This window comes from Stenotrophomonas sp. JAI102, from assembly GCF_013409105.1.
In the GTDB taxonomy this organism is placed as follows: Bacteria; Pseudomonadota; Gammaproteobacteria; order Xanthomonadales; family Xanthomonadaceae; genus Stenotrophomonas; species Stenotrophomonas maltophilia_AA.
The window spans coordinates 655,021-667,907 of record NZ_JACCCI010000002.1 but is presented as its reverse complement, the minus strand read 5'-3'; the positions used below and the strand labels follow the sequence as shown (position 1 = coordinate 667,907).

At 68.3% G+C, this 12,887-nt stretch carries 8 protein-coding genes; 3 read left to right on the top strand and 5 right to left on the bottom strand.

Features of this window, described 5'->3' with window-relative positions:
• Positions 1-9: 9 nt before the first annotated feature.
• Genes HDC96_RS11605 through HDC96_RS11595 form a run of 3 tightly spaced genes read right to left on the bottom strand, consistent with a single transcriptional unit; the run spans position 10 to position 2,638 of the window.
• Entirely contained in the window at positions 10-1,332 is a 1,323-nt protein-coding gene (locus tag HDC96_RS11605; RefSeq protein WP_179460403.1) for an O-antigen ligase family protein, read from the bottom strand.
• Positions 1,313-2,425, bottom strand: a complete 1,113-nt coding sequence (locus HDC96_RS11600; RefSeq protein WP_179460106.1) for a glycosyltransferase — start codon at positions 2,423-2,425, stop codon at positions 1,313-1,315. The genes HDC96_RS11605 and HDC96_RS11600 overlap by 20 nt, the downstream gene beginning before the upstream one ends.
• A 15-nt stretch (positions 2,426-2,440) precedes the next feature.
• Positions 2,441-2,638, bottom strand: coding sequence for a zinc-finger domain-containing protein (locus HDC96_RS11595; protein WP_019183790.1), 198 nt, complete (start codon positions 2,636-2,638; stop codon positions 2,441-2,443).
• A gap of 389 nt (positions 2,639-3,027) precedes the next feature.
• On the opposite strand from HDC96_RS11595, the gene HDC96_RS11590 reads away from it, so the two are divergent.
• Positions 3,028-6,378, top strand: a complete 3,351-nt coding sequence (locus HDC96_RS11590; RefSeq protein ID WP_179460105.1) for a GH92 family glycosyl hydrolase — start codon at positions 3,028-3,030, stop codon at positions 6,376-6,378.
• Positions 6,375-7,073 (top strand): basic secretory family protein, encoded by a 699-nt coding sequence (locus tag HDC96_RS11585; RefSeq protein WP_257018697.1) that lies wholly within the window; start codon positions 6,375-6,377, stop codon positions 7,071-7,073. Before HDC96_RS11590 ends, HDC96_RS11585 begins: the two co-directional genes overlap by 4 nt.
• 510 nt (positions 7,074-7,583) lie before the next feature.
• Here the strand turns inward: HDC96_RS11585 and HDC96_RS11580 are convergent.
• Complete coding sequence (locus tag HDC96_RS11580) at positions 7,584-9,875, bottom strand: NADP-dependent malic enzyme (RefSeq protein ID WP_179460104.1); 2,292 nt, start codon at positions 9,873-9,875, stop codon at positions 7,584-7,586.
• A gap of 199 nt (positions 9,876-10,074) precedes the next feature.
• On the bottom strand, positions 10,075-11,424 hold the full coding sequence (locus HDC96_RS11575) for a dicarboxylate/amino acid:cation symporter (RefSeq protein ID WP_179460103.1): 1,350 nt from the start codon (positions 11,422-11,424) through the stop codon (positions 10,075-10,077).
• A gap of 261 nt (positions 11,425-11,685) precedes the next feature.
• Here HDC96_RS11575 and HDC96_RS11570 point away from each other — a divergent pair, with 261 nt between their 5' ends.
• The gene (locus HDC96_RS11570; RefSeq protein ID WP_179460102.1) at positions 11,686-12,852 is read left to right on the top strand and encodes a porin; all 1,167 of its coding nucleotides are present in this window, start codon (positions 11,686-11,688) and stop codon (positions 12,850-12,852) included.
• Positions 12,853-12,887: the final 35 nt, after the last annotated feature.

Sequence of the window (12,887 nt, the reverse complement as noted above, 5' to 3'; positions counted from 1 at the left end):
GGCGTGGCTCTACCCGTCGTCGCGTGCCAACAGACTGCCCGCGTACAGCGCGGCCAGCAGCAGCGCGAGGCCACCCCAGAAGGTGGAGTAGAACGCCAGATGGGTGTTGAGCGGGAACACGGTCACCGCCAGCGCCAGCATCGCCGGGCGCGCACGTTCGCGGGCCTCGGGCGGTGCGAAGCGCCACGCGCGCCAAGCCTGGGCGACCGCCGCCAGCCAGAGCAGCAGGCCGAGGGTGCCGGTTTCGGAGAGGATCTCGAGCAGGATCTGGTGCGCATGCAATGCCGGCCCCGCGCCCCAGACTTCCTGCGCGGCCGGATCCGGGTTGCAGCCCGGGTAGGCATCGCGGAACCCACGCGCGCCGACACCGTTGATCGGGTGCGCCTCGATCATGCAGGTGGCCGCCGACCAGATCTGCGCGCGCCCGGACAGGGCCTGGTTGACGCCATCGCTCTCGCCTTCCCAGGCCATGGCAGTGCGCGCCACGCGGTCCCCGACCTGCGGCACGCTCACGGTGAGCACGACCGCCGCCACCGCACCGACGGCGAGGCAGGCCAACAGCCCGCGCACGCCGATCAGGCGCCAACCGGAGAACACCAGCACCAGCGCATAGGTCAGCCACGCCGCGCGTGAGCCGGCCAACACCAGCACCACACCGACCGCGGCCGCCACCAGCGACCAGCCGAGGATGCCGGCACGACGTGAGGCGGCGAACAGCAGGAACGGGGACAGACTGGCCAGCACCTGGCCGAACTTGAGGTTGCACGGGCCGAGCACGCCGCTGAGGCGATCGACCAAGGCCATCTCTTCGGGCGCGCACAGGCCGTGCCCGCTGAACGCCCACTTGAGCTGGTCCATCGACCAGAACAAGGGGCTGGTGCCGACGATTGCCTGGGCCAGTGCATCCACTGTCCACAGCCCGGTGATCAGCGCCAGGCCACCGAGGGTCAGCGCACGTCGCTGTGGCGTCGCCACCGCAATCGCGACCAGCCACATGAAGGGCAGATAGCGCAGGCCGGCGGCGGCTTTGCGCCATGCCGTACCAGGGTCGATCGCATCGAAGGCGGAAAATGCCTGCGGCAGCCAGTAGCCCAGGAACAGGATGCTGGTCAGTGCCCACGCAGGGCTGCTGAGCAGACGCTGTTTCCCCTGCAGGCGCAACTGCACCATGCGTACCGCCGCGTACAGCGCGCCAAGCACGAGCACGCCCTCGGCGATGCCGGGCAGCGGCCACAACGCGACAAACGCAATCACCCACCACGGGGCCCAGCGGCCCGCGCGGGAGCCCGGCGAACCCGGTGCGAGGGTGGGCTCAGCCGATGAGGGAGGTATAGAGCTGGAGCGTGTCACGCTGCATTGCCTGCAAGGTAAACGGGATCCGCGTCGGCAGTGAGGGCGGCTGCAGCAGCAACTGCTGCGCGCGCGACAGCAATGCATCGGCGTCGCCCAAGGGTACCGCGCCGGAGGGTTGCAGCTGAGTCAACAACTCGCCGACGCCGCCATGGTTCCAGCCCAGCACGGGCCGGCCCACCGACAGCGCTTCGACCACGGTGCGGCCGAACGCCTCGGCCTTGTCCGAGAGCTGCAGCACCAGATCGCTGGCCGCATAGGCCTGCGCGATGCGCGAAGTCGGCGCGGTCATCAGCACCGCATTGAACACGCCGAGGCTGCGCGCCTGCGCTTCCAGCTCGGCCACATAGGATTCGCGGCCCGGCTCGCGCGTGCCCGGCATCCACAGCCTGGCCGGCACACCGGCAGCGTGCAGCCCGGCGAGCAGCGTCAGCGCGTGGCGATGCCCTTTCAGGCGGGTGCCACGGCCAGGCAACAACAGCAACGGTGCGTCGCCGGCCAGTGCGGGGTGCTGCTCGGCCACGGCCAGGCGCGCACGCCGATCCTGCCGACCCACGCGCGGGAACTGCGCGACATCGACACCGCGCGGTATCACCTGCAGGCGCTCGGCCGGAACGCCGGGGTAATGCGTCTGCACGAACTCACGCACGCTGTTGGACACGCAGATCACGCGCTCGCCGCTGGTCATCACCGCGCTGTAGCGGCCGGGCGAGTTGAGCCCGTGCACGGTGGTGACCCAGTGCGGGCGGGTGGCGGCCGGCTGGTTGCGCACGGCATACAGCCCCAGCCAGGCCGGCAGCCGCGAGCGCGCATGCACGATGTCCGCGCCCACCTCATTGAACAGATTGCGCAGGGTCAGCACGTGACGCAGCGTCAGCAGCGATTTGCGGCCGATGTCCAGGGTCAGATGCTCGGCGCCACTGGCGAGCAGGGGCTCGACCAGACGCCCACCGGCGGACACGACAATGGCCCGGTGGCCGGCGGCAACCAGGGCGGAGGCGATCTCAAGGGTGGAGCGTTCGACCCCGCCGGAGTGCAGCGCCGGCAGCAGCTGCACCACGGTCAGTCGGCGCACAGTGTGGTCCGCAGATCAGTCGGCGAGCACGAACACGGCGCCGCAGTACGGGCACGCGGCCTCGCAGTTGGGCTCGTCTTCGATCGGCAGGTACACGCGCGGGTGCGAGTTCCACAGCGCCATTTCCGGCGTCGGGCAGCTCAGCGGCAGGTCGCTGCGGTGCACGGTGTAACGCTTCTCGGCATTGGCGGGCGCGGTGGCGGTATGGCTCATGGCGTGGACACACAAAGGGGGTTGCGAGACCGCCGATTCTAGCATCTGGCGGCCGGGGAAGGCCGCAGGCCCCGGCATGCCCCGGTGCAGGACCGGGCGCAGCGGCGGCACGGACCACTGTTGTTTTTAAATCGATCCAAATTGATTGTCAACAATTCGATATGAAACGTATTTGCCGGATTTAGATCGAACTAATTGCACTTGTCAGGGCCAGTTGTCGTGATGCAGGATCAGTCGGGTACCGATCATCGACCCGATCGCCTGCCCGCCCCCCACCGGACATGCATCGCCTCTTTCCCGCCGTCTGCCGATGGCTGGGGGCGACGCCGTCCGCCGTGGCCATCGATGCGGGTCCTGCCTGCCGCCTGCCCTTCCCGGGAGACCCTTGCATGACCCTGTCCGACCTGCGCCCCGCCCGCCGCGCCCTTCCCCTCGCCCTGGCACTGGCCTGCGCATCGATCGCCCTGCCGGCCGCCGCGCAGGGCCTGCAGACCTCCTTCGAGCCGGGCCAACCGGCGCCGGCCGCCAGCGACGGCGCGCTGCAGGTGCGGATCGGCACTGGCCCCACCTCCCCCTACGCGGCCAAGCCCGGCGTCGGTTACAGCGGGCTGCACGCGCTGCACTACGCCAGCGCCGGGGGCGCGGCGCGGCGCCCGCTGTTCCAGACCGACCTGACCATCGACGCCGATACCACCCTCTCCTGGCTGGTGCTGCCCGAGATCGTCGGCAAGGACACCGTGGCCTCCACCTACGTCTCGCTCGACCTGGTGCTCGATGACGGCACCCGCGTCTCGGCCAGTGCCGCGCGCGATCACCACGGCGTCGCGCTGGGTGCGCGCGCACAGGGCGACTCGAAGACGCTGTACCCGCAGCAATGGGCACGCAAAGCTGTCCGTCTGGGCGATGTCCCGGCCCTGCGCGGTCGCCGCGTGGTCGCGCTGGAGCTGGAGGTCGCCAGCGTCGACGGCGCACCGGTGGCCGGCTGGATCGACGATGTCCGTCTGGAGGCCCAGCCGCGCAGCACCCCGCAGCGGCCCTCGGACTGGGTGCGTACCACTCGCGGTACGCAGGCCAACGGTACCTTCTCGCGCGGCAACAACTTCCCGGCCACGGCCGTGCCGCACGGCTTCAATTTCTGGACGCCGGTGACCGATGCCGGCTCGCTGACCTGGCTGTACCGCTGGAACGAACAGAACGATGCCGCCAACCGGCCCCGCCTGCAGGCGCTGGCGCTGAGCCACCAGCCCAGCCCGTGGATGGGCGACCGCCAGACCTTCCAGGTGATGCCGTCGGCGAGCCGGGGCGTGCCCGAAGCCGACCGCGGCAAGCGCGCCCTCACGTTCTCCCGCGACAACGAGCAGGCCCGCCCGTACCGCTATGACGTGCGCTTCGACAACGGCATCGCCGCCGCGATCGCACCGACCGACCACGCCGCGATCTTCCGCTTCGCGTTCCCCGAAGGCGGTGATGCCAACCTGCTGTTCGACAACGTCGATGCGCGCGGCGGGCTGACCCTCGATGCCGCGACGCAGACGCTCTCCGGCTACACCGACACGCGCAGCGGCCTGTCCACCGGCGCCACCCGCATGTACGTGGTGGCCAGCTTCGATCGCCCGTGGCGCAGCAGCGGGACGGTGAAGACCGGCCGCCCGACCGGCTACATCAAGTTCGACGCCGGCACCGACCGCCGCGTCGCGATGCGCATCGCCACCTCGCTGATCTCGGTCGAGCAGGCCCGCCACAACCTCGCGCTGGAACTGGCCGCCACCGACGATGTGGATCGCGTGGCGGCGCGCGCGCAGGATGCCTGGGACCAGCGCCTGGCCCGCTTCGACGTGGGCGATGCAAGCGACGACCAGAAAACCACCCTGTACTCCAACCTGTACCGCCTCTACCTCTACCCGAACTCCGGGCACGAGAACGCCGGTACCGCGGCCGCGCCGGACTGGCGCTACGCCAGCCAGGCCAGTGCCTCGGATGAGAACACCGACGGCAGCGCCACGCGCAGCTTCGCGCCGGTGCGCGATGGCAAGGTCTACGTCAACAACGGCTTCTGGGACACCTTCCGCACCACCTGGCCGGCCTACGCACTGTTCACCAAGGACGATGCCGGTGCCCTGGTGCAGGGCTTCCTGGAGCAGTACCGCGCCGGCGGCTGGGTTGCCCGCTGGTCCTCACCCGGCTATGCCGACCTGATGGTGGGCACCAGTTCGGACGTGGCCTTCGCCGATGCGTGGTTGAAGGGCATCGGCGGCTTCGACGCGCAGGAGGCCTATGCGGCCGCACTGAAGAACGCGACCGTGGTCCCGCCCGATCGCCATGTCGGGCGCAAGGGCATGGACCGCTCCACGTTCCGTGGCTACGCCACCGCCGATGTGCATGAAGGCATGTCGTGGACGATGGAAGGCGCGCTCAACGATTTCGGCGTGGCCAACATGGCCGAGGCGCTGGCCAGGCAGGCCGATACGCCGGCCGCGCGCGAGCGCTATGCCACCGAGGCGGATTACTTCCGTCACCGCGCCGGCACCTACGCCACGCTGTTCGACCCCGCCGCCGGGTTCTTCCAGGGCCGCAAGCCGGATGGCAGCTGGCGGCTGGCCGCCAAGGACTACGACCCGCGCGTGTGGGGCCATGACTACACCGAATCCAACGGCTGGACGTTTGCCTTCACCGCCGCGCACGACGGCGAAGGCCTGGCGGCGCTGTACGGCGGCCGCGATCAGCTGGCGGCCAAGCTGGACACGTTCTTTGCTACGCCGGAAACCGCAGACGCCGCGTTCTCCGGCTCCTACGGCGGCACCATCCATGAAATGACCGAAGCACGCGATGTGCGCATGGGCATGTACGCGCACAGCAACCAGCCGGCGCACCACATCCCGTGGATGTACCTGTATGCCGGGCAGCCGTGGAAGACCCAGCAGCATGTGCGCGAGATCCTGTCGCGCCTGTACCTGGGCAGCGAGATCGGCCAGGGCTACCCGGGCGATGAGGACAACGGCGAGACCTCGGCGTGGTATCTGTTCGCCTCGCTGGGTATCTACCCGCTGCGCATGGGCGCGCCGGAGTACGTGATCGGTTCGCCGCTGTTCCGCCACGCCCGCGTCGAGCTGCAGGGCGGCGCGGTGTTGACCGTGAACGCACCGGAGAACTCGGACCGCAACATCTACGTGCAGTCGCTGAAGGTCAACGGTACGCCGTGGACCAGGACGTGGCTGCCGCACGACCTGCTCGCCAAGGGCGCCACGCTGGACTTCGTCATGGGCCCGGAACCCTCGCGTTGGGGCACCGGTCCCGACGATGCGCCGCGCTCGCTCACCGCGCGCGGCCAGCAGCCGGCCCTGCTGCATGATCTGCTGGGCAGTGGTGCCACCGCCCAGCTCGGCGATGGCCGCGCGGCGGAGGCCCTGATCGATGACGATGCCGCCACGGCGCTGCCGCTGGGCGGAGCAAGCACGATCACCTTCAGCAACGTCGCCGCGGGCACGCCGTCGATGTACACGCTGACCAGCGGCAATGGCCCGATCCGTGGCGGTGAATGGACCCTGGAGGCGCGCACCGCCGGTGGCCGCTGGGTGCAGGTCGACCAGCGCCGCGGCGAGGCGTTCGCGTGGGCGATGCAGACCCGTCCGTTCCGCATCGCCCAGCCGGGACGCTACGCCGAGTACCGGCTGCGCATCGGCGCACCGGGGCGCCTGCAACTGGCGGAAGTCGAGCTGCTCGCGCCGGTGCCGGTACGATGAGGACCGCCCTGCCGATCACCCGTGGCTTGCTGGCCGCCCTGCTCGTCACCGCCGCGGCCGCCGATGTGCATGCGTTCGAGACCACGCAGACCCGCGACGGCGTGACCCTGCACTACCGCGACGCCAGCGATGCGCTGGCCGCGCCGGTGCGCGGGCGCATCATCGAGACCTTCTTCGGTGCGTATCTGCGCGAACGTACCGACTTCCATCCGGCTGCGCCGACGCAGGTCGGCATCGTCATCGATCCGGCGTACGACGGCATCGCCTTTGTCGGTGAGAAGGCGCAGGCGGCGACGATCACGATCAACCCGGCCTGGTTGCACACGCACCCGGGCGACATCGATCTGGTCACCCATGAGGCGATGCACATCGTGCAGGGCTACCCGGAGTACGCCAACGCGCGCGTGCCGGGTTGGCTGGTCGAAGGCATCGCCGATTACGCGCGCGACCGCTACGGCAGGGACAACGCCGGCGCGGGCTGGGCGTTGCCGACCCAGGTCAAGCCGGACCAGAACTTCGATACCGGCTATCGGGTGACCGGTGCGTTCCTTGCCTGGAGCGAGGCGCAGCATCCCGGGCTGGTGAAGGCGCTTGATGGCGCGCTGCGCGAGGGGCGCTATACGCCGGCGCTGTGGGAAACACTCAGCGGCGTGGCGTTGCCGGCGTTGTGGGAACAGTACGTGCGGGCACGCTGATTGCTCCGGGTGCCCGATCGGGGTTTGCGAGGAGCCGGCCAGCGGCCGGCACTACCGGTGCCATCGGTGCCCACGGGGCGATGGCAGGTACCGACCGTGGGTCGGTACGGTCTTCAGCGCGCGCCGACCAAGCCGGCGTACAACGCGAACAACTGCTGGAAGTACCGCTTCGTCCGTCGATGGCGCATGACACCGTTCCCGTGGCTGACCGTGGAGGATCTGGTCGGGCCCAGGGTGGCGACGCCCCCACCGGAGCGTCGCCACGGCCGGGCCGCGTGGGGGTATTGGGCGCTTGGGAGGTTGCAGGAGGGTGACGCCTGTGCGGCGCGCGTGTGGCATATGCAGGTGCAACAACGACCTCAGGCCAAAGGCAAAAAGGGACCGTCGCGTCGCGCCGGTCCCTTTCACTGATGCCTGCCGACCAACGGTCGGCAGCTACAGGTTTCGCTGCGCGAAACCAGAACGCGCCCAGAAGGGCGCGTTCTGGCAACTGGCGCTGAGAAGAACGCCTTACGCGTTCTTCTCAGCCTCCAGTTGCTTACGGATCTGCGCATCCACCGCGGCGATGGCGGTCATGTTGAGCACGCGGCGCGAGGTCGCGCTGGTGGTCAGGATGTGCACCGGCTTGGCCACGCCCATCAGGATCGGACCGATCGCCACGCCGTCGGTGAACACGCGCACCAGGTTGTAGGCGATGTTGGCCGCTTCCAGGTTCGGCAGCACGAACAGGTTGGCGCGGCCCTTCAGCGTGCTGTTGGGCAGCAGCTTCTGGCGCAGGGCTTCATCCCATGCGGTATCACCCTGCATCTCGCCGTCCACGTTCAGGCGCGGGTTGCGCTTGAGCAGCATCTCGCGGACCGCACGCATCTTCAGCGCGTCACGGGAATCGTGGCTGCCGAAGTTGGAGTGCGACAGCAGCGCCACCTTCGGCTCGATGCCGAACAGCTTCATGCGGTACGCCGCCTGCAGCGTGGCTTCGGTGATCTGCTCGGCGCTCGGGTCTTCCTGCACGTGGGTGTCCACGAAGAAGAACACGCCCTGCTGGTTGATCACGCCGGTCATCGCCGAGGTGGAGGTCACCTTCGCTTCCAGCGGCAACACGCTGCGCACGTAGCCGAGCTTCTTGTGGAAGCGGCCGACCACGCCGGTCAGCATCGCGTCGGCTTCGCCGCGCGCCACCATCACCGCCGCGATCAGCGTCGGGCGCGAGCGCATCAGGTTCTTGGCGGCGGCCACGGTCACACCGCGACGGCCGGTGAGGTTGTGGTAGTACTGCCAGTAGTCGTTGAAGCGCGGGTCGTCGTTGATGTTGGTGATGTCGAAGTCGACACCGGCCTTCATGCGCAGGCCCAGGCGCTCGATACGCGATTCGATCACGTCCGGGCGGCCGATCAGGATCGGTTGCGCCAGGCCCTCGTCGACCACGTTCTGCACCGCACGCAGGACCACTTCTTCCTCGCCTTCGGCGTACACCACGCGCTGCTTGTCCGATCGCGCGCGGTCGTAGACCGGCTTCATCATCAGGCTGGTGCGGTAGACGAACTGGGCCAGCTTCTCGCGGTACGCGCCCATGTCGGCGACCGGACGGGTGGCAACGCCGGAATCCATCGCGGCCTGCGCCACGGCGGCCGACAACTCCACCAGCAGGCGGCGGTCGAACGGACGCGGAATCAGGTAATCGCGGCCGAAGCTCGGCGTCTCATCGCCATAGGCCGAGCCCAGATCGCTGGCTTCGCGGCGCGCCATCGCGGCGATCGCGTGCACGCAGGCGATCTTCATTTCTTCGTTGATCGCGGTCGCGCCGACGTCCAGCGCACCACGGAACAGGTACGGGAAGCACAGCACGTTGTTGATCTGGTTCGGGTAGTCCGAACGACCGGTGCCGATCAGCGCGTCCGGGCGGACCGAACGGGCCACTTCGGGCATGATTTCCGGCGTCGGGTTGGCCAGCGCGAAGATCACCGGATCCTTCGCCATGGTCTTGACCATGTCCGCGGTCAGGATGCCCGGCGCCGACAGGCCCAGGAAGATGTCCGCGCCGTCGACGATCTCGGCCAGCGTGCGCTTGTCGCTATCACGCGCGTAACGCGCCTTCTCCGGGTCCAGGTCGGTGCGGCCGGTGTGGATCACACCATCGCGGTCGAAGGCGAGGATGTTCTCTTTCTTCAGGCCCAGCGAGACCAGCATGTTGACGCAGGAAATACCCGCGGCGCCCATGCCGGTGGTGGCCAGCTTCACGTCTTCGATCTTCTTGCCGGTGACCAGCATGGCGTTGAGCACGGCCGCGCCGACGATGATCGCGGTGCCGTGCTGGTCGTCATGGAACACCGGGATGTTCATCCGCTCGCGCAGCTTCCGCTCGACGATGAAGCACTCCGGTGCCTTGATGTCTTCCAGGTTGATACCACCGAAGGTCGGTTCCAGCGAGGCGATGATGTCGACCAGCTTGTCCGGGTCGTTCTCATCGATCTCGATGTCGAACACATCGATGCCGGCGAACTTCTGGAACAGCACGCCCTTGCCTTCCATCACCGGCTTGCCGGCCAGTGGGCCGATGTTGCCCAGGCCCAGCACGGCGGTGCCGTTGGAGATCACGGCGACCAGGTTGCCGCGTGCGGTCAGTTCACTGGCCTGCTGCGGGTCGGCCATGATCGCTTCGCAGGCGTGTGCCACGCCCGGCGAATACGCCAACGACAGATCACGCTGGGTCAGCATCGGCTTGGTCGCTGCGACGCGGATCTTGCCCGGCGGCGACATGCGGTGGTAATCGAGGGCAGCCTGTTTGAAATCTTCGTTGGACATCGCTTTCTGCAGATGAATGGGCGAGAGGAACAGGGGATCATACCCCCGTTGGCGTGGCCGGACCTGTCGCTACGCTGTCGCGGTCATGCTGCAACCGCACATAATCCAGCGTCGCGCACCGGGCCTTCAAAACAAAACATGGCCGTCCCGCCCCGGCAGGAACGGCACGACCATGCACCACACGATCAGGCCATCAGGCTCAGTGAGCCGGGGCCGGCAGGCTCGACGGCAGGTCGTCGACGACCAGCGGCGGGAGCTCGGCCTCGCGGCCATCGAGCACCATCGCCAGGCGGTCGCGATCCAGCGCGTTTTCCCAGCGCGAGACCACCACGGTGGCCACGGCATTGCCGATGAAGTTGGTCAGCGAGCGGCATTCGCTCATGAAGCGGTCCACGCCCAGGATCAGTGCCATGCCGGCCACCGGCACTTCCGGCACCACGGCCAGGGTGGCCGCCAGGGTGATGAAACCGGCCCCGGTGACACCGGCGGCGCCCTTGGAGCTGAGCATCGCCACCAGCAGCAGGGCGATCTGGTGGCCCAGGGTCAGCTCGGTATTGGTCGCCTGGGCGATGAACAGCGCCGCCAGGGTCATGTAGATGTTGGTGCCGTCCAGGTTGAACGAGTAGCCGGTCGGGACCACCAGGCCCACCACGGACTTGCTGCAGCCGGCCTTTTCCATCTTCTCCATCAGCGAGGGCAGCGCCGATTCGGAAGACGAGGTGCCCAGTACCAGCAGCAGCTCGGCCTTGAGGTAGCGGGCCAGCTTGAACACCGAGAACCCGCACAGGCGGCAGACCACGCCCAGGATCACCGCCACGAACAGGAAGGCGGTCAGGTAGAACGAGCCGACCAGCCAGGCCAGGTTGACCAGCGAGCCGACCCCGTACTTGCCGATGGTGAAGGCGATCGCGCCGAACGCACCGATCGGGGCCGCCTTCATCAGGATGTGGACCAGGCGGAACACCGGCGCGGTGAGCGCCTCCAGGAAGGTCAGCACCGGGCGGCCCTTCTCGCCGGTCAGGGCCAGCGCGACGCCGAACAGCACCGCCACGAACAGCACCTGCAGGATGTTGCCCTCGACGAACGCACTGACCAGGGTGGCCGGGATGATGTCCATCGCGAAGCCGACCAGGGTCAGCTCATGCGATTTCTGCACGTAGCCGTTGACCGCGGTCTGGTCCAGGTCGGCCGGATTGATGTTCATTCCCGCGCCCGGCTGCACCACGTGCGCCACCACCATGCCGACCACCAGCGCCAGCGTGGAGAAGAACAGGAAGTAGGCCATCGACTTGGCGAACACCCGGCCCACGGTACGCAGGTGGGTCATGCCGGCGATGCCGGTGACGATGGTCAGGAAGATCACCGGGGCGATGATCATCTTCACCAGCTTGATGAAGGCGTCGCCCAGCGGCTTGAGCGATTCGGCGAAGGCCGGCTCGTAATGGCCGAGGATGGCACCGAGGACGATCGCCACCACCACCTGGAAATACAGTTGGCGGTAGAACGGCAGCGGCTTGGCCGCCAGCGGGGCGGTGGTGGGAACGTGCATGGGAAGCTCCGGCAGTGTCACGATGGATGCCGGCCGCGCGGGGCGGCATCTGGCGTGGCCTTTTTACGCCCGCATCCCGCCAACGCAGATAACCTATTGGTACTAGCCCCCCGGTTCAGCTGGCCGGACTGCCTACACTGCTCCGGCACCGCGCCCCCACGGCGGCGGGTGGCCCGGCCGCGGATCAGGGCGACAGCCCCACAGATTTGCCGTCCGCGGCCGTTGTTGTTCTGCCCCATCCTTATCTATCAGCTACCGCCCATGCGCTCTACACCCCTGTTCATTACCCTGGCCCTGGCCACGGCCCCGCTCGCCGCTACCGCGGCCGACTGGGACAACTGGCCGACCAAGGCCACCTTCAGCGATGGCACCGAACTGGCCGCCACCGGCAACATCGCCTACGACCTCAACGACTTCTCCGGCAACAGCGGCATCGAAGACGCCGACGCCGTACGCCGCAAGGAATTCGGCGCCACCCTGAAGAAGAAGGGCGTGTACGACGCCATGGTCTACTACGACTTCCAGGCCGACACCTGGCTGGACGTGTTCGTCCGCTTCGAAAGCAAGGCTTTCTTCGGCAGCGATATCGGCCGCTTCCGCTTCGGCTACATGAAGACCCCGGTCGGCCTGGACGCGGGCACCTCCTCGCGCGCCGGCAGCTTCCTGGAAACCGCCCTGCCCGTGCAGGCGTTCTACGAAGGCCGCCGCACCGGTGCCGAATGGGTGCTGGAGCGTCCGCAGTACCTGCTGCAGGCCGGCGCCTATGGCGGCAAGGACCTGCAGGGCGACAACCCCGGCACCACCCAGGCCCTGCGTGCCGTGTGGACCCCGGTCAAGGCCGCGGGCGACGTGCTCCACCTGGGCCTGGCCTATTCGCAGGAAAACCCGCGCGGTTACCGCGATGGCCGCGACGTCTCGCACCCGGCAAGTGCCCGCCTGCGCGCACGCCCGGAAGCCGGCCTGACCGACATCCGGCTGGTCGACTCCGGTGCGCTGACCACCGCCGACAAGATCGTGCGCACCGGCCTGGAAGGCATCTGGATCCGCGGCCCGTTCTCGCTGCAGGGCGAAGCGCTGCAGACCACGGTCAGCCGCGACGGCAAGCCGGACTACACCGGCAACGGCCAGTACGCGATGGCCAGCTGGATTCTGACCGGGGAGTCGCGCCCGTACAACGCTGGTGCCGTGGCCAACGTCAAGCCGGCCCACGACTACGGTGCGGTCGAGCTGGTCACCCGCTACAGCCGCATCGATCTGGATGACGCCGACGTGTTCGGCGGCCGCCAGCACGATTGGACCCTCGGCGCCAACTGGTACCTGACCTCGCACTTCAAGTTCCAGGCGAACTACGTCAAGGTCGATGCCAGCCGTCGTGGCGTGCGCAGCCAGCCGGAAATTTTCGAACTGCGCGCGCAGATGCACTTCTGATCGGGTTGCGTGCGCCGGGCGTGCACACCACGCCC